The sequence below is a fragment of the Treponema sp. B152 genome, from assembly GCF_024181665.1.
Taxonomy (GTDB): domain Bacteria; phylum Spirochaetota; class Spirochaetia; order Treponematales; family Treponemataceae; genus Treponema_B; species Treponema_B denticola.
This window is the reverse complement of the sequence record NZ_CP058668.1, coordinates 2,659,988-2,683,224: the sequence shown is the minus strand read 5'-3', so window position 1 is coordinate 2,683,224 and position 23,237 is coordinate 2,659,988. Positions and strand designations below refer to the sequence as shown.

The following is a 23,237-nucleotide window of genomic DNA, read 5'->3' as shown; positions in this document are numbered from 1 at the left end:
TACCTGATTTTTTTTATCAAATATGATACAATGAGCTAGAGGTATAAACATGAACATAGAACTTTTAGCTCCGGCAGGGAATACTGAGGCCCTTGATGCTGCCGTAAACGAAGGAGCCGATGCCGTATATTTAGGCTTAAAAACTTTTAATGCGCGTATGCGTTCCTCCAATTTTGCATGGAGCCAATTTGAAGCAGCCGTAGACAGCCTTCACAAGCGGAATAAAAAGGTCTATGTTACCGTTAATACGGTTTTAACCGAAGAAGAAACCGAAAAGATGTACCGCTTTTTAAAATACCTTGACTCCGTTTCTCCCGACGGCATCATCGTTCAAGATTTGGGCATAGTTCAAATGGCAAAAACACACTTTCCAAAATTAAAGCTTCACGCCTCAACCCAGATGAATATAGCCTCGGCCAAGGCTGCAAATGCTTTAAGCCGCTTCGGAATATCAAGAGCCGTTTTAGCGAGAGAGCTTTCATTAAAAGAAATCGAAGCGGTCAACTTAAACACCTCCTGCGAGCTTGAGGTTTTTGTGCACGGAGCCCTATGCGTCTGCCAATCGGGGTTATGTATGTTTTCCTCATACCTCGGAGGAAAATCGGCAAACCGAGGGATGTGTGCCCAAGCCTGCCGAAGACTGTACACAGCCCACACACCTCAAGGCGACAAAGACGGCTATTATTTTTCTCCCCATGACTTGCAGCTCATCGATTATGTTCCCGACCTTATAAAAGCGGGAGTTTCCTCCTTTAAAATTGAAGGAAGAATGAAGAGTGCAGAATATGTAGGAACGGTAGTTTCAGCCTACCGCCATGTAATCGACAACTGGGAAAAGAATAAAAAGGAAGCCGTCGAAACAGGCCGCCGCATTCTAGCCGGAGACTTTGCCCGAAAAAAGACTAGCTTTTTATTTGTTTCTTCAAAGGCTGAGGAAATATTAAACCCGAATCAGGCGGGCGGCACGGGTATTTTTTTAGGAACGATAGACAAAACCGCCCAATTTAAGATTAAAGAAGTTGAAGGAAAAACAAAGGAAGATCCCATGCGCAAGGTTCACTATGTGCTTTTAAAGGGTGGCTCCTATACTCCCGATTTCGGGGATTCGATTCGGCTTCATACAAAGGATGACCGAGGAAGAGAAAGCTGGAAAATTCAAGATATAAGGATTGAAAAAGCCTCTTCAAAAAAATCAGGTTCGGCCGAAAAAGTATGGATTCAGGTCCCTGCCGATTTCGGCATAGGCGACAGCGTTTACCTTTTGCAAACTAAAAGCATGAGTAAGCGTTATACTCCGGTGCTGCCCAAAACTTTGAGTCCTTTTAGAAAAAGGCCCGGAGACGACAAGCTTCCCGAACTTAAACTTTATCCCGAAGGGAATCCTGCCGGTAATGAGAATGTAAAGGAAGGAGCAAAAAACAAACAGGACGACAAGCGGGCTAAAAAAATTTTGAGTAAATCCAATATTGATATCTTCCCTGACGGTTTTTATGTTCAAGTATCTTCAGTAAACAGCCTCCACACCATTCTTTCCGACAAACCTGTGCGGGTCATTATAAACCTAAATGAAGATACAAGAGAAGCCTTAGCCGGTACGGGAAAAAGCGGCAAACCTCTTCCATTCTCAAAACGGGAAATCTTTATTTCACTTGATCCTTTTATGGGACAAGCCGAAAGCGATGAGCTTGAACTCTATCTTATGAGCCTAATCGAAAAGGGTTATACTCAATTTGTAATCAATAATCCTGCCCATATTACAATGCTAAAAAATAAAAATCTAAACCTTGTTGCCGGCCCCTATCTTTACAGCTTTAACCGCTGGGCTGTAAAATGGCTTCAAGAAAATAATATTTTAAAGTTTATATCTCCCATCGAAAACTCTCAAAAAAACCTTGAAGAGGTTTATGCTCCCGGTATGAGAAAACAGGTACTGATTCCTGTTTTTGCCTATCCTGCCCTATTTAGAATGAGATTTACACTTCCAAAAACTTATGATTTCTTATATTTTTCCGATAAACAAGGAGAGGCTTTCAAGGCTTTTTCAACACCGTCTGCTTCATTTGTGCTACCGGAAAAACCTTTTTCGATAACCGACCGCATCGGCTCTTTGGAAAAAAAAGGCTTTGATAAATTCCTTCTTGATTTTTCTCACACGGAAATCGAACGCGGTGAGTACAGACACATTGTAAACTCATGCAGGAAAGGAATTTTTCTCGAAGATACTTCGCGCTTCAACTGGAAAGAAGGTTTTTATGACCCTGCAAAAATTGAGGCGAGAAAACAAAAGTAATATTCTAGAAATTATTGATATTTTTGATAATTTGCAGTATAATGAATATATCTAATATTGTTATCCAAGGAGTTTTTTATGTCGGGAACAAAAGGTACCTCAACTCAGCTTTCTCATTCGGCAAAAACGAGGTTCTATTCCATAGGAAGCAGACTTTTACTTTTTACCGTTATATTGCTTTTAGCCCAATATCTAATAATCGCATACAAGGATTGGCGAAGTCTTAAAAAATTCTCTTCAAATCAAATAAAGATGATGGCAGACATAAAACACTCGGCTTTCAACCATGAGTTAAATACGTATGAGCTTATGGGCAAGATGATATTGAATAATATTTCCAAAGATGAAAAAATAATAAAGGCTTTTGCAGCAAGAGACAGGAAAACTCTTACCGAACTTACCTTACCTCTGTTTGATGAAATGAAAAAAAACTATAAAGCTAAACAATTCCATTTTCATATACCGCCGGCAATTTCATTTTTACGTGTTCAAAACCCAAAGAAATTCAATGATGATCTTTCAGGGTTTAGAAAAACAATTTTACAGGCAAACTCCGAAAAAAAAGAAATAAGCGGGCTTGAAGTCGGAGTAACCGATTTGGGCTTTAGAGTAGTAAAACCTCTTTTCGATCAAAACAATAAACACATAGGGTCGGTAGAATATGGGGGAGATGTTAATAGCGACTTTATACAGGGTTTTCTTAATAACTGTTCCAGGGAAGTATTGGAAGGCGGTTTAAATATAAGCGTATGTGCCCGCACTTTAGATAACACTTATAAAATAATAGGTTCCAATTTTGAAAACGATAATTCTGAAGATTCTGCTGCAATTATGGAAGAATTGGGAAACAAAGAGAACCTTATCAAAATTGACGGAACCAATGCCGCCGCTTATTATCCTATGTATGATTTTTCAGGGAATATAATAGGGTACTCAAAATTTTTATATTCGATTGAAGAAATTCAAAGGAGTCAAACAAACTTCTTCATAAAGACGGCAGCTGTTTTACTTTTTATATTTATTCTATTTGTTTTAACAATCATGATATTTACAAAGCTCTTTATCATACGCCCGGTTAATAAGGTTATCGCTGCTCTTAAAACCGTATCGGAAGGAGATTTACGTGTTACGCTTCCTTCAACGGGTAATAATGAAATTGGAAAATTGACGGATTATTTTGCCGACACAATTGCAAAAATAAGCTATATGATAAAAGCCGTTTTAATGAATTCACAAAAAATGAAGGATGTCGGTGATGTACTTGCACAAAATATATCCGACAGAGCAAGTGCCATACACCAAATTACTCAAAATATAGAATCGGTAAAAACACAAACAGTCAATCAAAGAGCCAGTGTCACGGAAACATCTGCAACAATCGAACAGGTTATCAGCAGGCTTGGAGAATTGGACAGCGACATTGAAGTACAAGCTTCAAGTATTGAGGAATCTTCCGCAGCAGTTGAACAAATGGTTGCTAACATAGCCTCAGTTACAAACAATCTTGAAAAAAACAATACTCTTATTAAAACCGTATATGAGAAAACAAAGAGCGGTAAAGAAGGTGCAAGATTAGCAAATGATGTAGTTGCTCAAATAGCATCCTTATCGGCTTCCTTGCTTGAAACGAGTGAGATTATTCAAAACATTGCAAGTCAGACAAATCTTTTAGCTATGAATGCCGCAATTGAAGCAGCTCATGCAGGCGAAAGCGGAAAAGGTTTTGCCGTTGTAGCCGATGAAATAAGAAAACTTTCAGAACAGTCTAATATGCAGGGTAAGCAGATAGGTGAGGTTATGAAAAAATCTACCCAGATTATCGAAAAGCTCACAGTCGTCGGTAAAGAAGCTGAAAAATCTTTTATTAAGGTGTATGAACTGGTAAATCAAATTTCACAGCAAGAAGAACTTATGGTATTTGCAATGAAAGAACAAGAAAACGGAAGTAATGAAGTCCTTCATGCAATAAAAAACATAAACACAATTACGGGCGAAGTAAAGACCAGATCAGTAGAAATGCTGTCCGGAGGTATTAAGGTTTCAGAAGAAATGCAAAAACTTGATGCTCTTACCAGAAATATAAACAATAGCATGAACGAAATGGCTACGGCAGCTTTTGCAATAAATGAATCAAGTAAAGAAGTAAGCGAAATATCGCAAAAAAATAAGGATAGCATCGAACACTTATCACTAGAGGTAAATAAATTTAAAGTATAAGGTATTCTGACGGAAACGCTATAATTAAACTCTTATAATCAAAGCACCGGTTTTTCTGTCATGGAAGAACCGGTTTATTTTTTCGTCTTCAATTTTTATAAGAGAGCCGTCTACATATTCTTTAAGCTTTGACCGGGCTCCTTTTTTTTCGGTTAGGAGTAAAAAGCCCTTTTCGGAACAAGCATAACGGCCGATCTTTCCATCGTCAAGTTTTATTATTTCGGAGCTTATGCGTGCAAGGAAGTCTTTTTTTTCCTTTTTCGACTCAGCCTGCTTTTCTTTTTTTCCTTCGCCTCTGCAATATATAAAAGAAAGGCTTGCTCTGGTCTTTTCAAGTCTTGCAGCTTCAGAAAGCTCAACAAGTTTTGGAGGGGCATCATCTGCATAAAAAGAAAAATGACACCACTTATCCGAAGCTATAGGATATTTTATATTTTTTTGTTCAGCCGTTTTTTTACCGGGGATAGGACAGATTTCTGCATGGGGGCAGGGAGAAATTATTTTATATTTTTTTTCGATAAAGTTTTTTCGCAAGGCCGAAACGAATTCGCCGGCAAGGGGAATGCCTGGCTCAATTATCAAGGCTGCTCCGTTATCTTGAATATAATGCTGAATTGTTTTTGCAGCTCTTTCAGCTTCACCTTCAATCTTAATTGAAGAATCCCAAAATATTTCGTTAAACATATTTGCACTTACAAAAAGGTTTACCTTTTCTTTTAACGGAAGACCGAAGCTGCCGTTTAATTTTGTAAGCTTCCAATTCGATGTTTGTTCTATTCCGGCTTTTTGATTTGTAAAAGTAAAAAGAGAATTAAACAAAGCTTCTCCTGCCGCCAAAGCCTTCCCCGAAATATCGGCACAATACCAATGAAGTTTTTTTGAGCGCAATTCAGGTTTGGCAATCCAAAAAGCACACATAAGGGTCATAGGTCCGCAGCCGAAGTCTGCAATTATGTCTCCGTCCTTTAAATCAAAATCAAGATTGCCTATCAATTTTGAAATACGCACCAAGTTCCACCACATATAGTGGTAAATATAGGCCGTTAATTTTACGGGATTGTTTAGGTAATTTACTTTTCGCGAGCCTCTTTCATTTGTAAGCTCATGGAATAGGATGCGGATATCCTTTGAAACCGAAGCAGCTTGCTTTGAAGAAAGTTTTAGAGCATCCTTTATTATTAAATCAAAAGAATTTAAAAGAGCCTTTGTGTCCTCATCATTTTCTTTAAAAATATTTTTATCGGTATTTTTTGTCTTTACAATCTTTACCGGAAACTCTTCCCGATTATTTTTCTTTTTGATTTTCTTTTCATTCAGATTTTCATCAATTTCTTTCTTTTTTTGATGATGAATTTTTGTCTCATTCTTCTTTACAAACTTTTCGTAAAATGGTTTATTTTGTTCCGTCATTTTTTTCTTCCCGTATAATTCCGTAAATATCTAAAAGCTGATCCCTAAGCTCGGATATTTTAGCTGTAAGGGAGCCTTGGGCTGCACTTTGGTTTATTATTTCGGCAGCAGCTCCTTCAACCGTGTACTTTTTTTTATTTATTAAATAATCAAGCCGATAGATGATTCCCAAATCATGGGAGCTGTAAATACGCCTTCCGCCCAAATCTTTTTTAGGCTGCAAGACAGGAATATTGTCTTCCCAATATCTTAAAGTATGAGATTTTATCCCTGTAATTTTTTCAACTTCACCTATCGAAAAACCTTTCATTCCTAAAGCCTTTCTTCCCAGCGTTTTCGGCTTCCCTTAACTTTAAGCAAGATAGGAATCATTTCAAAACCCAAATCGCTTCTGATTTTATTTTGAATATACCTCATATAAGACTCGGTTACATAATCGGGCCTGTTTGAGAACAATAGAAATTCAGGCGGACGGGAACCTGTCTGCACAATGTACTTAAATGTAAAGGCTGTTTGACGGCCTTGCGGAGGAGGAGCAGCCTGAAGCCAATCTTTTAAGGCAATGTTTAGAGCCGAGGTTTCTATTTTTTTATTTAACTGCTCGAACATTTTGACGGCCGTGTTTAAAAGCTCTTTGATTCCCGTTCCTTCATTTGCAGAAATAGCAAGTACGGGAGCATAATCCATTTTGCCGAACATAACTTTTATGCGCTCTTCTTCATCCTTAAAAGCTTTTTTTGTTTGCTCCATCAAATCCCATTTATTTAAAACAAAGATAACGCCGAGGCCGCGGTTAGTAGCCTGCACTATAATTTTTTTATCCTGCTCGGTTAAGCCTTCTTGAACATCTATCAGATGAAAAACTATATCGGCATTGTCCATGCTTTTAATTGCACGCACTACGGAATAATATTCTATATCTTCATTGACCTTTGCCTTGCGCCTTATTCCTGCAGTATCCTGAATAAGGAATTTTTTATTTTTATAAGAAAATTCTCCTTCAACAATATCGCGGGTAGTTCCTGCAACATTTGAAATTATCGAAGCGGAAGAACCTGTAAGATAATTTGCCAATGTTGATTTTCCCGTATTGGGTTTACCGACAATCGTAATTCTTATTGTATCATCTTCTTCAAGTTCTTCTACCTTGCTAAAATCAAGACCGGCTGTCAACTCTTCAGCCAGCTCCGAAATATTGTCGCCGTGCTCGGCACTTATGCAGGTCAAGGATTTAAAACCGTAAGAGTAATAGTTGCAAGCCTCCGCCATGAGCCTTCCGCCCTCGGTCTTATTTACGGCAACAACCAGCTTATTAAAATATGGCCGTAAAAATTGAATAAACTCTTCGTCTTCTGCAGTTGCAAGACCTGCATCGAGAAGAAGTAAAATCCTGTCGGCTTTTTTTAAGGTGGAAATAGTTTTTTCCATGACAAGTTCATCTATCGTATCTTCAAACGCATCACCGCTTCTTGTAAGTTTAAAGCCGCCCGTATCTACAAGCATGACAGGAAGGCCGTTTATAATTGCCTGCGCTTCGACAGGATCGCGGGTTACGCCGGGAGTCGGATCGGTAATGGACCGGCGTTTTCTTAAAAATCGGTTAAACAATGTAGACTTGCCGACATTGGGACGGCCCACAATAGCTATCAAAGGAATGTTTTTATGTTTTTTTTGATGAGAAAATTCCGAGCTATCCGGACTTATATTTTCTTCATCAATAATTTCATCTTTAGTTTTCGGCATAATAGATCTCCAATGCTTTTTGTACCTCTGTTTTTATTTGAGACGCGGAATTTAATTTTTTAATTTTTTCATATAAGACTTCCGCATCCTTGACATTTACGGACTGCATAAACTTTTGCATTTTTAAAATTTTCCCGGCAGGCATACTGAAATGTCTCAAGCCCATTCCCAAAAGTAAAAAGGCGGCATCTTCATGCGAAGCCATTTCTCCGCACATAGAAACCAAATGCCCTACCTGTTCTTTTATAAACCTTTGTGCATCAATAACGTTTTTGATAAGTCTCAAAACGGCCGGTTCAAAATAATTTGCAAGATAAGCAACCTTTGTGTTTTCCCTGTCAGCCGCCATCGTGTATTGAATAAGATCGTTCGTTCCGATAGAAAAGAAATCCAGATACGGAGCATAGAGGTCGGCAGCTACAGCCGTGGAGGGAACTTCAACCATAATCCCTACATTAACCTTTTCAATTATTTTTTTCCCGTCAGCATTACATTCAAGTTTACATTCTTCGATTATTTTTTTAACTTCAATAATTTCTTCAATATTTGAAATCATCGGAATCAAAAGAAAAACATTTCCGAAAACTCCGGCCCGCAGGATAGCCTTTATTTGAGTTTTAAATACTTCTTTTCTTTCTATGCAATAGCGGACAGCCCGCCAGCCGAGAAGAGGATTTTTTTCACGCAAGGTTTCCTGTTCATCAATCATCTTATCGGCACCCACATCGAAGGTTCGGATAACTACGGGCTTTTTGCCCATAGCTTCAACAACTTTTTTATAAGCTTCAAACTGAGTGTCTTCATCGGGAATTTTACCGTCCTCTAAAAATAAAAACTCGGAGCGGAAAAGACCTATGCCGTTTGATATGGTAACGAATTTATTTTCAATTTCTTCAGGGAAGGCAATATTCGCATTTACCGAAACCTTAACTCCGTCCTTTGTCGTAATCGAAAAACGCTCAGTATAATTTTTTTGAGCTTCTAGGAGTTCCTTAATTTCAGCATTTCTTTTTTCGATACGTTCCTCATATTCTTTTATAAGAATCTTGGAAGGGTTAAATAAAACAAAGCCTCCGTCCGCATCGAGAGCCGCAGGCATATTTGTTCGGGCAAAATCCATACAGTTTTTTACACCCACAAGCATGGGAATATCCCAAGCACGGGCCATAATCGAAATATGGCTGGTAACGCCGCCCTCTTCCATAATTATACCGTTCACTCCCGCATTTTTTACCAAAAGGGCCTCGGAGGGTTTTATCAGTTTTGCTGCAATAATCGAACCCTTTGGAACTTTTGTAAATCGGGAATCCCTTGCCCCCTGCTTAAGGAGATGAACAAAAACGGATTCAAAAGCATCCTGAATATCTACAGCTCTTGCGCTAAGGTATTTATCTCCGGCTGTTTGTAACATTGCAATGGTTTCGTCCAATTTTCTTTTTAAAACAAACTCGGCATTCATCCTTGTTTTTTCGATGGCGGCAAAAACGGAATCCAAAAAGGCCGTATCCGACAGCATAAGAATGTGGGTTGATATAATATCTTCACCGGTCTTGTCGTTTTCGCTTTTTTCTACATCAGATGATGAAGATATCAGTTCCGAAAGCTCGTTTTTTGCCTTTTCCACGGCACCGGCCAATCTCGATTTTTGCAAATCAATTTCATTTTCAGATATGGAATAAGAAGGAATCACCGTTTCGGGCTGTTCCATTATACAATACAGCGGTCCGGCAGCTAAACCGTCGGAGGCTATGAGTCCGTTAAGTTTTTTCATACTGTCTTTATTATAGTAGAAAACGAGGGGATTGACAACTATTAGGGGAAGAAAGCCCTTGTCATTCTCTCAAGGCATCATCCTTTTTTAGAAAAATTAAAAGAAAAACACATAGCTCCGAAACGGAAATATCACATTACCTATATCTCAAGCTCAACACAATGTCCCGTTTTTAGATAGAAGATAAATGTCTTGACCTCGATGGGCTTATCCGAATTTTCTTTAAGATTTTCCGATTCGGTTTTTGCAAGATCGAAGGCAGCTTTTTTATAAATCTTCAGCTGGGTCAAGTGTGCATCTGGGTTTTCTATCTCATCGGTTTTATAATCTACAACATAGACTATTCCGCCTTTTTTAAACAGTAAGTCTATCTGCCCGCTTACAATTTCTCCTTCATAATCCGTTAAAAAACCGTATTCGCTTTTTAATTTTTCGGCTTCTTTTGCTAGAGCATACATATCCGAATTAAAGAAATTATCGGCCCAAGCATAAATCTTTTTTCTTTCAGCTTCGGAATGACCTTTCGGATAGATAAATTCCTTATTTAAAAGACGGGTTTCTATTAAGGAATGGGTAAGAGTTCCCAGCTCGGCAGCCGTAAATTCTTTTTGTTCATCTTTATCTTCAAAAGAATTAGGCAGCTTATCTTTTTCGGAAGTTAAAGAATACAAATAACCTTCTCGTAATTTTTTATTTACCTCATGGGCAAGACCTGTAGCGGTTGTTATTCTTTTTTCTGCAAGATTAAATTCTTTTATTTTAGAATAAGCAAAAAGTTTTTCAAAATTTATTCTTTCGCATTTTTGCCTTTTGACATTGTTAAATAAGGCCTCTCTTTCAAGAGGTAAGATTTCATTAAAAATAATATCTTCATGCTCATCGGGAAGAGCAGGCAAAAGTAATTCAAAAAAACTTATAGTTGTGGGCGAAAGCTTAAGCAAGGATTTTATTTCCTTAAGACTTCTCGAATCTGAAGATGAGTAATCGTTATCTTCATCTTTTTTAGAATCTTTAGAGTCTTCATTTTGTAAATGATTATATACACCGCTTATAATTAAATAGGATTCGGCTCTTGTAGCTGCAACATAAAGAAGCCGTTTCGTTTCTGCAACAAGCTTTGCATTAGCCTCATCACGTAATGATTCAAAAATCAAATTATCCGCTTTCGCAGACAAACCCGGCGCCTTGGGAGAATACAAAACAGGCCCCATATCTTCATTATAAAAAACGAGCCCCTCTTTTTTTTCAGGGATACCCCTATTTCCGCAGTCGGGAACTATAACAATAGGGAATTCCAAACCCTTGCTCTTATGCACAGTTAAAAATTGAACGGAGTCTTTTTGATCATCTAAGGGAAGCTCCATATCATCAAGTCTTTCATTATCTTCAATATGAGATGAAAGCAAATCCACAAATTGAGAAAAAGTTAATCCGTTGATATCGGCCTGACATGCAAGCTCAAAAAGATAATCATACAAATCCATATAGTGATGATTTTCTTCATTGCTCAATAAAAAATATCTATAAGCTTCTTCATACCAAAGATATGTAACCGACTCGGCACAGCTCATAGTTAAAATATTTTTATTTAAGCGAGCAAATAAATCGCAAGCCCGCAAATAGGCATCTTTATTTTTTTCATTTAATTTTTCCGCTAAAGAAATATCGAAAGCTTTTGTAAAATTTAAAAGTAAAACTGCAAAGGCATCATCATCTATATTTACAAAAGGCGAATGTAAAACTTGAGCATAAGTTTTTTTATCGGAAGGATAGGCTATAATTTTAAGCATAGCATAAATATCATTTATAGGCGCATCATTAAACAAACCTCTTTGCTGTACACTCCTATAGGGAATACCAAAATTGCGGAAAACTCTTTCGTATGTACTTTGCTTTGTAGAAGCCCTAAGCAAGACGGCAAAGTCGCTCCATGAACAAGCTCTTGCAGATTTACCGTCCCTAACTTTAAAACCTTGATTATGCAATTCTAAAATTCTTTTTGCAAGATAAAAAGCTTCAGTTTCTACAGGACTAAGAAACCTGCTTGAATCTTCCAAAGCATTAAATCTTTTTTTATCAAAAAACATTATTTCAATTTTCGGTTCAACTCCTTTTACGGGAGCTCTAGTCTCAGTCGGCACATATTCTGCCTCATAGGCGGGAACCGCTCCGGTTTTTTCTAAGGGCTTATTTATTTCGGAATAAAAAACTTTGGAGAATATTGTATTAAATAAATTTATAAGAGAAGGCTCCGTGCGGTAATTTATCAAGAGCCTTGTAGCGGCAAGCCTTTCTTTATCCGAAATATCGTCCGCAAGTTTTCGGAATACGGAAACATCAGCCCCTCTAAAAGCATAAATCGACTGCTTCTCATCTCCGACAAAAAAAAGTTTATTGGGACAAAGCTCCTGAGGACTAGGAACCGATTTTTCGGAGCGTTCAAGTTTTTCAGCAATTAAAAAAAGTAAATCTCTTTGCAAGCTGTTATTATCTTGAAACTCATCTATCATAATAATGTCTGCATTCTTTTTATAAAAGTTTCTTAAGTCCACATCATTTATTAAAACATCCACAGCAAGCTGTGACACATCCGAAAAAGTTAAAAGACCTCTTTGTTTTTTTTCATATATGTATTCTTTTTGAAGTTCATTAAGCATATCAAAAAAAGAAGCCAAAAACTCACGCGAGTAGTCAAAATTATAAATACACACAAGTTTTTCATATATGACTTTTAATTTTTCTTTTATTTCTTTTACGGTATCATTTCCTCTACCTTTTGCTGTTTTAGAAATTTTGTCGACAATAGGAAGTAGCTTAATAAAGGCTTCATCTTTTACCGATTCAGGGAAATTAGGAAGAGTTGAATACTCGCTCATAGCCTCTTCCGTAAAATTTTTAGAAGGATCGTTTTCTTTTATAAATTCAAAAACATCAAAACATTCAGCTAAAGTTTTTCTTTCTTCGTCATCATGATATCTTATTTGAGTTTCTAAACTTTTTTTAAAATCAATTGGCCTTGAAATCAAAACATAATTACTTAATAATTTTACAAAAAGCCCCGACACAAAATCATCTATTCCGTTATCTCCCAAAAAAAACTGCATGGTTTTATCCGAGCGCATTTTCAAAAAGAAATCCAAGCCTATGCGGTAAGCTAACTTTTCCGATTCGGTATTATCAATGTTAAAATCAGGAGAAATACCGAAGGATTTACATGCATCCCTTGCTATTCGATTGCAAAAAGAATCTATCGTCGAAATTTTTGCAAGATGAAATTTTTCGATAGCATTTCTTGCATTCGGATGATCTATTTTTTTTAACTCGTTATAAATTCTTTTGTGCATTTCGGCTGCGGCTTTTTCGGTAAATGTTAGAGCTATTATTTTTTCTACGCTGACACCCTTTTCAACAACAAAATAAACATAGCGCGCAGCCAAAACTTTCGTTTTTCCGGAACCGGCTCCCGCCGCAATTACGGAATTTTTTTCAACGCTTACTGCATTTTTTTGATTTTCATTTAAACTATCCATTATATTTTTTATATAATCATTCATCTTAATCTTATCTCCAATAAAATTTACTTAACCGAATAAGCTGTCCTGCAAATATGTTTAAACCCGCATGTACTGCATGTTTCAAATGAAAGGGTAGAAGGCTTTGTAAAATCTTGGGTTTTCACCTGCTCTGCAAATCTTTCCGCTTCATTAATAAATGCGTCGATTGAAGATTGAAAATCTTCACGGGTTCTTTCGGATCCGCTCCGTGTAACCGGAATAGCTTCATTATCGTTTACAACCTTGTTTATTTTTTGCTGCACAAAACTTAAAAACCATGCATGTTCTATAGTTTCAAAATTTTCATTTTTTGAATCCTTTTTTAATTTGGATTCAGCTAAAAAGATATACATTGGTATCTGAAAATCAGTCAATTCTATTTCTTCTACACTTGAATTTTTTTTACCGTAGGAAGAATAAGACGGCATATTATTTGTTTTATAATCTATGATTACTCCGCTCCTCTCATCTTGCGGAAAAGAAGCCCTGTCTATTTTACCCCGATATAAAATGCCGTCATTTTCTATTTCTATCCATTCTTCTACCCATTTAGGAGCATATCCATCCAAAAGCGAAGCATCGCTTTCTAAAACAAAATTGACGGCTTCCATCACCCTTTTTTTTAAGGATTGAATAAAGGGCTTTGCTAAAGCACCTCTAAAATCCATGGATTTTTCTGCAAGGTCATCGAATATTAAAGAAGCTCTTTCAATATAAGTATCTAAGTTTTTAGAATTAAAATATTTATCCGTTGAACCTATCTCTTTATAAAGAACTTCCAAAACATTGTGCGAAAGGTTGCCGATATTTCTGGCATCAAAGATACCTGCATCATAGTTTTCCGAAAAGACGGAAAGAACTTTTTCTAAAAACCATGAAACGGGACACTCGGTAAATATTTTTAAATCGGTTTGACTTAATTTAAGAGCACCTTCCTTAAATAAATTTTCTTCCATATACGAATTTAATTCTTCGCTAATCCTATCGTATGAATTTTGCAAATAAGAAAAATCTTTTTTCCTCTTTAATGTTGAAAATGTTGAGACTGCATTTTTTTGAATCTTATATATTGCAGAAGTTTCCTCTGAGTAATCTTCTTTCTTCTCGGGATAATCAAGTAAAAAAGAATCATAGTATTTTAATTCTTTTATTTTTTTATTTACCCGTTCAGCATTTTTAATTTCTTCGTCTTCAGAAATTTCAAAAAGATTATTTATAATCAAATACGAATTAAAATTGTGAGGACTAAAACTAAAAACGGTATTGGGAGATTCTGTATAGGCTTCAAAAAAATAAGAAGATGCATCGGCTTCAAAAACACCCAAAGCTTCTCTTTTATCCTTACGCAAAAAAGAAAGTTTATTATAAATAATATTTGTATGGTCTTGACTACAATTTAAAACAAAATGATAGCTAAAAGGAGTTGCAGCGGCAACTCTGTAAGGAAATATACTTACGGCAAGCCCTGTATTTTGAGGAACATAGATAGCCTTATCCAATTCCGAAATAAAAAACTTAAACCTATCGCAAGGCATATAGGCTTCAAACTTATCTTCCAAATATAAAAGTTCTTGAAGACAAGAAATACAGCGGCCCAAGATTGCATTATCTTTTTCGGAAAAAAGATTTTCATCTATTAATTCATTTCTAAATAAAAAATAATTTTTTTGTAAATCTGCAAAAGTTTTGGATTCGCAAATTCTATTTACGGCATAATAAAAACTATAAAACCAATCTCTCGCTTTTTTCTTTTGCTCAACTTCAATTTCATCTCTTTCATAATTTATTTTAAAAGATTCTATCCAAATATTTTTATACACAGTATCTTCTTTATTTTCTTTCCACGATACTGCACAGTTGTTTTTTACTCCGTAATCTATTAAGGCTTCAGCCCCTTCCCTATCCTTCCAAGGGATGTGCTTATTTAAAACAATAGGCTTCATAAATTCAAAAGCAAAATTATTTTGCACGCAATCATAAATAAGAGAAAAAAGTTTACCGGCTTGTTCAAGCCCCAACTTAAAACCCGACCGGAATTCTGCTGGAATCCCTCTAAGATAAAATTCTCTTTTTATATAAGCCGCATAGTTTTCAATATCGGGAACACTTACGGCAATCTCATCGGCTCTCACTCCTTCACTGAGAAGTTTCTCGATTTGTAAAACGGTATTTTTTAATTCGCTTCTGGAATTTTTATAAACATCAATTAAGTTTTTCTTTTGATTGAATTTAGGACATGGGATATAGCCGATTTCTTCCTGCTGCTTTAAAAGCTCCGCATGTTCACTAAAATCCTCCATTAATTCGGGATAAATAATAATATATTTTTTTTGGTATGAATAAAATTCGGAAGAAACCCAAGAAGGCTCAAACAAAGAATTCTTTTTTAAAAAATCGGTATACTCATTCTTTAAAACAAGATAGTCCTTCATTTCATCATCTTCTAAAAAATCGGAACCTTTATCGGCATACCGCTTTTCAAAGTGATCAAGCTGGGGCAAAATCCCTGCAATCCATTCGGAAAATACGGCACCCGTTTCGGCATAGTCTTGCGGAATAAGAAATTTAAACAGCGGTTTTCCGTCTTTTGCCTTTTCCGAATTAAGACGGCTTATATATTGGGCAAAAATTCTGCGCACCGTATTTGATACGGGACTTAAAGAAGCCGCCTGAGAGACAAGACAAGATTCTTTAAAACCGTCCCACGACATATAATTTTCCGAAGGGACAGTCCCCAATCCGGTAATGTTAAGCGATTTTTGAAACCATAACCTTGAAGCAATCCTCGAAGGAAATACAAAAACGTTTTGTAAATTTCTTCCATAAGTCTTTATTGTTTGTTCTATTAAATTCATACCGGTTATGATTATATCATAAAATATAAAAATTATTAAGAGCTTATTTTTTTCTTAAATTAAGAATACTTTAATTAAGAATTTTTATGCCCTTTTCAAAAAACAAAATTTATAGTACTATAAAAATATGAAAATAATTATAGTTGGCGGCGGCGTTACCGGAAGTGAATTAGCCCGCAGGCTCATAAGAAAAAAACATGATGTTGTTTTGATAGAAAGAGATGAAGAAACAGCCCGCCATGCAGCTAATAGGCTGGATTGTATGGTAGTACAGGCCGCAGGAAACGATACTCAAATCCTCTTGGATGCAGGCATAAAAAAGGCCGAAGCCATGATAGCCGTAACCGACTCGGATGAACTCAATATGATAATCTGCGGTATCGCGGATAGTCTCGCCCCCCAAGTTATAAAAATAGCAAGAGTCCGTAATGAAGACTATGTAAAGGCTTTAAATTTTTCGGAAGAAAGAACTCTGGGTATAAACGCTCTGGTTTATCCCGATGAAGAAGCCGCCCTCGCTGTGATTCAAGCTATCGAACACGGAGCAGTCAGTGATATTCTATCCTTTGAGAATTCAAGCTATGAACTTTCCCGATTTAATGTTTGCGAAAAAAGCACTCTGGACGGTCTTGCCGTTTTTGATATCAGAAAATATGTTGACATTCCCTTCATAGTTGTAAGTGTTGAGCAAAACGGAAAAAATAGAATTCCGTCAGGCGATACTATTTTAACGGCAGGAACACGGGTTTCAATTTTAACAAAGCCGGAGCATATAAAAAGATTTTATGAATTGTCAGGCTTCGAAACTCAAGAATTTAAAAAAATTGCCTTGGTAGGAATGGGCCGAATAGGAAAAAGCATTGCGGAATACTTGCTTAAAAATTCAAAAGGAAAATCTTTTCTTTCAAAACTTTTGCCGATAAATCTAAATCAAAAATGGAAGATTTCCATTATCGAGACCAATGATAAAAAGGCAAAGGAAGTTGCTGCCGAATTCCCCGAAGCTTCTATCTATAAAGCCGATGTTACAGACGAATCCTTTGTGGACGAAATAGGCCTTGACTCATTCGACTTGGTAATATGCACAACACCGAACTATGAATTTAATATGATTGCCTGTGCATACTTAAAAACCCTTGGTGTTTATAAAACGATATCCCTCGTTCAAAGCGCCGTACTTGAAAATGTTGCATATAAGATCGGTGTCGATGTTGCAGTCTCTTTTAAGGATGTAGTTGTAGATTCTATAATGAGTCATCTTGTAAGCGAAAACGTAACAAGCGTTCATACAATGGGTGACGGTAAACTTGAAATAATAGAACTGCAGGTTTCCGAAAAAAGTCCTGTTCTCGGACAAAAACTAAAAGATATATCTCAGCATGGAGTCTATCTTGTTCTTCTTGTTACGGATGAAAACGGCGAACAGATTCCTACCGGAGATACGGAGGTCAAGGCCGGATATAAAATTGTCTTTATAGTAAAATCTTCGAGAAGCGACGAAATTATAAAAATATTCGGAGGCAATTAGATTTTAAATGAAAGCCTTACAATATGTCCGAATAATTTTTATGATTCTCGCAATAATTTCCATAAGCTTCATCATTCCGATTGGAACAGCCCTCTATGAAAACGAAGCTTATTTGATTCCGTCTTTTTTAATTCCTACAGCCTTTGTCTTTGCCGTTGCAGCAGCTTTTTTCTTTTTTTTGAGAAACAAAAAAGTCAGACTTTCGGTTTCGGGCGGTATAATATTGGTTGCAGCAGCATGGATAGCTGCGGGTATTTTAGGAGCAATACCATTATGTATTTCAGGCGTGATACCCAACTTTGCAGACGCCATCTTTGAATCCGTATCCGGTTTTACAACAACGGGAGCAACGATTCTTACCAATGTCGAAGCATGCCCAATGACAATGCATGTATGGCGTACCCAGATGCACTGGCTTGGAGGGATGGGAATAGTAGCCCTCACCGTTGCCCTCTTTCCTCTTTTGGGAGTAGGAGGCTTTCATCTAATCAAAAGTGAAACTACCGGCCCCGACAAGGGAAAGGTAACGGCAAAGATAACCCACACGGCAAAAGCTCTTTGGTTTATCTATCTTGGAATGACTATAGTGCAGATAATCCTTTTAATGCTTGCAGGACTTCCATTTCTCGAAGCCCTCTGCCACACCTTCGCCTCGTTGGGCACAGGAGGCTTCTCTACAAGAAACGCAAGCGTTGGAGCCTTCAATTCTCCGTCGGTTGAAATTATTTGTGCTGTCTTTATGATTTTGGCAGGCGTCAACTTCAGTCTTTATTTTCACCTGTTTACCGGAAACCCTGAAGAATTTTTCCATAATTCGGAACTTAAAGCCTATCTTAAAATAGTATTTGTATCAACCGTTTTAATTGCTCTTTCTATCTATCCAATTTACGGAATCGGAGGAGGTTTAAGACAAAGCTTTTTCCAAGTCGCCTCGATAATAACGACAACAGGCTTTTCAACGGCCGACTATAACGCATGGCCGGAGTTCGCAAAAATGGTCTTGTTTTTCTTGATGTTTGTCGGAGGCTGCTCAGGCTCAACGGCAGGAAGCATCAAGGTAATCCGCTGGCTGATACTGCAAAAGCAAGCCGGAATGGAAGCAAAACGGCTTTTAAGCCCGCACGGTGTTTTCGGTATTCAGCTTAATAACCGCCCGGGAAGAAAGGACATAGTTTACAGCGTTGCAGGTTTTATGTTTTGCTACTTCCTCTTGACCCTTATTACAGCCTTGGTTGCAGCTGCCGACGGAGCTGACTTATTGAGCGGCTTTACGGCTTCTCTTGCCCTTATAGGAAACATAGGCCCCGGTTTTGGAAGAGTAGGCCCGGCAGGAAACTTTGCATTTTTTTCATCCCCTGTAAAGATTTTCTTTTCTTTTGTAATGCTTGCAGGGCGGTTGGAACTATACACAATGATAATTTATTTTATGCCTGCATTTTGGAAAAGATAAACTTCCGGCAGCTGTATTTGAGGATATTCTTTTTAGTAAATAGCGATTATGTTCGGAGTTTTCCAAACGGAATTATATTTTGTAAGGCCCGAAAACTCTTCCCAGCCGTTATAAAAGGCATAACTTCTTTCTTTTGATACCATTGTACTGTTAGATGCCATCGGCGGCTGAATATTCTCACCTCGGGAAAACGCGATCCTAAAAGCATCCAAATTACCGAAGTACCAGTTTTCACTTTGGGGAACGCCCATATCAAAGGGAACGGACTTTGCTAAACCGAGGTCTACAGGTATCCATCCGAAGCCTTCCAGATAAAACTCTGCCCACCAGTGAAGATAACTTGTTTGAGAAACATCTGCAATGATTCCGGCAATAGGCTGAGCGGGTATACCGGCAGCTCTTGCAAGAGCTGCGAACAAAATAGCTATATCGTAGGTATCGGCCTTTTTTTCTTTTAATGCATTTACAGGCGAAGCCCCGGAATTCAATATTGAAGCCGGAATTATTTCGACATTTTTTAATAAATAATTATATATGCGTCTTGCCTTATTGTAAGGGTTTCTTTCATTTTGAACAATTTCGGCTGCCGTTTTTTGAATAAGAGGATCATTCGCCGGAATTAACTCGGTAGCAATAGCATAATTATCATAGATAGCCTTGTTTTGACGGGAGTTAACTCTTACATTAACGGGATTAATCCTTGTATTTACCTCATAGGTGTTTACGCCATACTCTTGTCTTATGTGAATTTTTGTAGAAGAATTTATATTTTCATACTGATGAATGGCAGCCCCCTGATAATCGGCTACAAAAGGAGTGGGATTAATAGACAAAACCTTAACATCTCTCTGCGAATAGGACTGAATCGGAAGCGGAACCTTTATAAAAAGAGAATTTTTTTCTATGGCCTCTACATTTGAAATATCAACCTCGGCAGCAATTGTAAAATTCTTTTTGTTTGAATAAGTCTTTGTGCCTATCTTGTTTTTTACTCTAAAGGGAACAGTGTTGCTGGCTCCTGAAGAAGTTACAACCAAAAGCATTCCGGAATCCGCTCCATCCGGAACCCTTACGTGAAGCTCCTGATTTGACCAAAACACAAAATCGTAATCATAGTCCGAACAACGGGCGGCCTCTATTTCTTCTTTTTTTTCAACTTGTTCAATCATTGAAGCATTAAAATCGGATACAAACAAAACTTGGGAGCTTCCCCTTGTCTCACCAAAATTTTCACCTGAAATTTTTATAATGCTTCCTACCTCGGCAAAATCCCTGTTTAAAGCAATTATTGAAGGAATTCCGCCCGAATGAGCCTTATCTTTTATTACAGGCATTGATTCAACTGAAGCCATAAATGAAGGCAAAGATTTTTTATTTTGTACAACAACATATACTATGCCGCCGTTTTGATATTCAGGATACTTAAAAACAATTTTTTTATCTGTCCAGACAGTACAATTTTCCGCTTGAATGATAGCATCTCCGATTTCAATCCATGAAGAGTCTACTTCGTTTCCGAAATGCTCTCCGGTTATTACAATTTCATCACCGGCTTGAGCAATCGGGGGACTAATTTCGGTTATCAAAGGATATTTTGCAGTCAAAGATGTTAAATAAAAAATAAGAGCCGCTAGGCCGCAGAAAAGAAGGAGGAATACAAAAAACCTAAAAACAAAATATTTTCTAAATAAATAAGTAAATCTATTGCCCATTGTTTACGGAGGTTCGGGTTATTGCATTTTGAGTGTTAAGAAATAAAACTTGAGGCTTTATTTCTTGCTTTAATATATCAAATTCTGCGTTATTTGAGGGAGGCAAGTATAAATTTACATATTGGCTTAAATTTATTTCCTTCTTTTTGCCTTCAAAAACCGATACATCTTCATTTACGCCCAAAACATTTGAAACATTTAACTTGAATTTATTTACGGGTTTTAAACCATTAATTATAGAATCAATAGCTTTAAATTCGGTAGCTGCAACAGCTCCGGATGGTTCTAAACTTTCTTGCGTACTCAAAACAATAATAGGTGTCAACACAAAAAGAAACAAGGCAGCCGCCGCTAAGGCCGGGATAGGAATTTTATTCGATTTATAGAACCAGCTTGTAGGTTTGCTCTTGTTGAATTCCATTTTTTTTAGGCAATCCTGCCTTTTGGCATAGAGTTTAAGGAAAGAACCGTCAAGGTCAGGCTCAGGAAAAGAATTTTCAGATAGTTTTAAACTGATTTTTCTATATGAGTCAACCACACTCCTGCATTTTTCACAAGAAACCAAGTGAACTTCAATTTTTTCTTTCCATGGGGACTGTAATTCTCCATCAACATAGGCCGAATATAAATCTTTATCAGGGCATGTAGACATCGCTTTCTCCTATATACTTTGATAATTGTTCACGAGCTCTAAAAACTCGAACCTTCACATTACCTTCGCTTATTCCAAGAATGCTCCCTATCTCCTTGTAATTCAAACTGCCATATTCTTTAAGCTGTAAAACAGCCCTTAAATTTTTAGGCAATTTTTCAAGAGCGGCTTGAACCGAATTTATAGACTCTTGCTTCAATATAATCTCTTCACCAGTATCGACTTTGCGCGTGTCTTCCTTTAGCGCTTTAGCATAAGCCTTTCGCTCACGGCCGCACCTTTTTACATGATTAAGAGATGCATTCCTCGTAACCCTAATGAGCCAGTATTTAGCATCATCTATAGACGGAAACTCCATCTTTTTTTCGGTCATTTTTATCAAAGAATCATGGCATATATCCTCTGCTATGTCCCCTTCTCTGACTATATTGTAAGCTACTTTATAAATAACAGGCATAAGGGCTTCGTAGATTGCTCTAAAATCTTCATCTGATGTTGCCCTCAAAATACCTTTTCCTTTAAACATTCCGAACTCCAAGACGTTACAGTTTTATTAAAAAATCACAAAACTTATAATTTTTTCCATGTTGTTTTACCGGCCTGGTCTTCAAGGATAATGCCCATACCCTTTAGCTTATCCCGAATTTCATCAGCCAGTTTATAATTTTTGTCAAGTTTTGCCGAAGCTCTCTCCTCTATTAATTTAAGAATTTCGGATTCATCGATTTCAATAGAACCTTTATCCTTTAGCGTATTAAAGGATTCTTCTATCAATTTGATGCCCAAAATCGAATCCATAGCGGCAAGAACCGTTAACACATCCTTTTGCGGAATGTCTTTTTCCTTTATCAAAAGCTGCAACTCCGATAAGGCCTTTGGTGTAGATAAATCATCTTCCATAGCGGCAATAAAATTATCAAAGCAACTGCGTGCTTTTTCATTTTTTATCATATCTTTTGCACTTTTAAGGTTAAGGTTTTCTGTCAAGGCTGCATACTCCATTATTTCGGAATCCGATAATCCATCCAACCATTTTGCAACTCTGTTATTTAAGTTTTTTCGGCCGTTTTTTGCCGTTTCCATAGCTTCCCATGAAAAGGTAAGCTGACTTCGGTAATGCCCGCCCAAAAGCAAGAAACGGTAGTCAAGAGCTGAAAAACCCTTATTGATAACATCTTCCAAAATGATAAAAGAACCTGCAGACTTAGACATTTTGCCCTTATTCATAACCAGGAATTCGTTATGAAGCCAATAATTTACCCATTTTTTACCCGTTGCTCCTTCGGATTGGGCTATTTCATTGGTATGATGTACCCTTATATGATCTATACCGCCCTTGTGAATATCGATTTGTTCACCCAGGTACTTCATACTCATGGCAGAACATTCGATATGCCAGCCGGGATAGCCTCGTCCCCAAGGCGAATCCCAGACAAGGGCTTGATTTTCAAACTTGCTCTTTGTAAACCAAAGAACAAAGTCATGAGGATTGCGTTTGTTTTTATCTATTTCGATACGGGCACCGGCTTTAAGGTCTTCAAGGTTTATGTTTGCCAATTCTCCATATTTAGGAAAGGTAGAAATATCATAGTAGAGGTTTCCTCCGGCCATGTAGGTGTGCCCGTTCGCTTCTATTCTTTTTATAAGCTCTATCATTTCATTTATGTGCTCTGTAGCCTTGCATACAATACCGGGCCTTTCGATATTCAGCCTTTCGGTATCGTTAAAAAAGGCCTTTGTATAAAATTCTGCAATTTCAAGCACCGATTTTCCGCGTTCTTCTGCAGATTTTACCATCTTATCTTCACCCGAATCTTCGTCATCCGTCAGATGCCCGACGTCGGTTATATTCATAACATGGGTAACATCATAACCTAAAAATCTTAAAGTCTTAACAAGAATATCTTGAAAAACATAGGTGCGTAAGTTTCCTATATGTGCATAGTCATATACGGTAGGCCCGCAGCCGTAAACTCCGGCCTTGCCTTCATGAATGGGAATAAATTCTTCTTTTTTATTACCTAAGGTATTATGTAATTTTAAACTCATACGTCT

At 37.2% G+C, this 23,237-nt stretch carries 14 protein-coding genes; 4 read left to right on the top strand and 10 right to left on the bottom strand.

Annotated elements, in window-relative coordinates; genetic code table 11:
- Window positions 1–49: 49 nt before the first annotated feature.
- Entirely contained in the window at window positions 50–2,290 is a 2,241-nt protein-coding gene (locus HYB91_RS12595; RefSeq protein ID WP_002676344.1) for a peptidase U32 family protein, read from the top strand.
- A 78-nt stretch (window positions 2,291–2,368) separates the two neighbouring features.
- Window positions 2,369–4,507, top strand: a complete 2,139-nt coding sequence (locus HYB91_RS12590; RefSeq protein ID WP_002676345.1) for a methyl-accepting chemotaxis protein — start codon at window positions 2,369–2,371, stop codon at window positions 4,505–4,507.
- Between the two features lie 24 nt (window positions 4,508–4,531).
- On the opposite strand, the gene HYB91_RS12585 is transcribed toward HYB91_RS12590, so the two are convergent.
- The 6 genes from HYB91_RS12585 to HYB91_RS12560 all read right to left on the bottom strand — a co-directional run bounded on the left by HYB91_RS12585 (window position 4,532) and on the right by HYB91_RS12560 (window position 15,840).
- Window positions 4,532–5,917 (bottom strand): small ribosomal subunit Rsm22 family protein, encoded by a 1,386-nt coding sequence (locus HYB91_RS12585; protein WP_002676346.1) that lies wholly within the window; start codon window positions 5,915–5,917, stop codon window positions 4,532–4,534.
- Complete coding sequence (locus tag HYB91_RS12580; protein ID WP_002666779.1) at window positions 5,901–6,227, bottom strand: MerR family transcriptional regulator; 327 nt, start codon at window positions 6,225–6,227, stop codon at window positions 5,901–5,903. The genes HYB91_RS12585 and HYB91_RS12580 overlap by 17 nt, the downstream gene beginning before the upstream one ends.
- Window positions 6,228–6,229: 2 nt before the next feature.
- Window positions 6,230–7,660, bottom strand: coding sequence for a ribosome biogenesis GTPase Der (gene der, locus HYB91_RS12575; RefSeq protein WP_002676347.1), 1,431 nt, complete (start codon window positions 7,658–7,660; stop codon window positions 6,230–6,232).
- A complete protein-coding gene (gene ptsP, locus HYB91_RS12570) occupies window positions 7,647–9,431 on the bottom strand; it encodes a phosphoenolpyruvate--protein phosphotransferase (protein WP_002676348.1) in 1,785 nt (594 codons plus the stop codon). Before ptsP ends, der begins: the two co-directional genes overlap by 14 nt.
- Window positions 9,432–9,571: 140 nt before the next feature.
- Window positions 9,572–12,985, bottom strand: a complete 3,414-nt coding sequence (locus HYB91_RS12565; protein ID WP_002676349.1) for a UvrD-helicase domain-containing protein — start codon at window positions 12,983–12,985, stop codon at window positions 9,572–9,574.
- 23 nt (window positions 12,986–13,008) lie between these two features.
- The gene (locus HYB91_RS12560; protein WP_002676350.1) at window positions 13,009–15,840 is read right to left on the bottom strand and encodes a PD-(D/E)XK nuclease family protein; all 2,832 of its coding nucleotides are present in this window, start codon (window positions 15,838–15,840) and stop codon (window positions 13,009–13,011) included.
- Between the two features lie 127 nt (window positions 15,841–15,967).
- Between HYB91_RS12560 and trkA the strand changes: the two genes are divergently transcribed.
- Window positions 15,968–17,368 carry a Trk system potassium transporter TrkA gene (gene trkA, locus HYB91_RS12555; RefSeq protein ID WP_002676352.1) on the top strand — a complete coding sequence of 467 codons (1,401 nt, stop codon included), beginning with the start codon at window positions 15,968–15,970 and terminating at the stop codon, window positions 17,366–17,368.
- A gap of 7 nt (window positions 17,369–17,375) precedes the next feature.
- Entirely contained in the window at window positions 17,376–18,818 is a 1,443-nt protein-coding gene (locus HYB91_RS12550; RefSeq protein WP_002676354.1) for a TrkH family potassium uptake protein, read from the top strand.
- Window positions 18,819–18,850: 32 nt separating this feature from the next.
- Here the strand turns inward: HYB91_RS12550 and HYB91_RS12545 are convergent, their stop codons facing one another.
- The 4 genes from HYB91_RS12545 to HYB91_RS12530 are packed head-to-tail and all read right to left on the bottom strand — an operon-like array spanning window position 18,851 to window position 23,231.
- Window positions 18,851–20,530 carry a transglutaminase domain-containing protein gene (locus tag HYB91_RS12545; protein WP_002676356.1) on the bottom strand — a complete coding sequence of 560 codons (1,680 nt, stop codon included), beginning with the start codon at window positions 20,528–20,530 and terminating at the stop codon, window positions 18,851–18,853.
- Entirely contained in the window at window positions 20,520–21,182 is a 663-nt protein-coding gene (locus HYB91_RS12540) for an anti-sigma factor family protein (protein WP_002673255.1), read from the bottom strand. The genes HYB91_RS12545 and HYB91_RS12540 overlap by 11 nt, the downstream gene beginning before the upstream one ends.
- Window positions 21,166–21,708, bottom strand: a complete 543-nt coding sequence (locus tag HYB91_RS12535) for an RNA polymerase sigma factor (RefSeq protein WP_002666766.1) — start codon at window positions 21,706–21,708, stop codon at window positions 21,166–21,168. Before HYB91_RS12535 ends, HYB91_RS12540 begins: the two co-directional genes overlap by 17 nt.
- Window positions 21,709–21,752: 44 nt before the next feature.
- Window positions 21,753–23,231: a cysteine--tRNA ligase gene (locus tag HYB91_RS12530; RefSeq protein WP_002666765.1), complete on the bottom strand. Its 1,479-nt coding sequence runs from the start codon at window positions 23,229–23,231 to the stop codon at window positions 21,753–21,755.
- Between the last annotated feature and the right edge of the window lie 6 nt (window positions 23,232–23,237).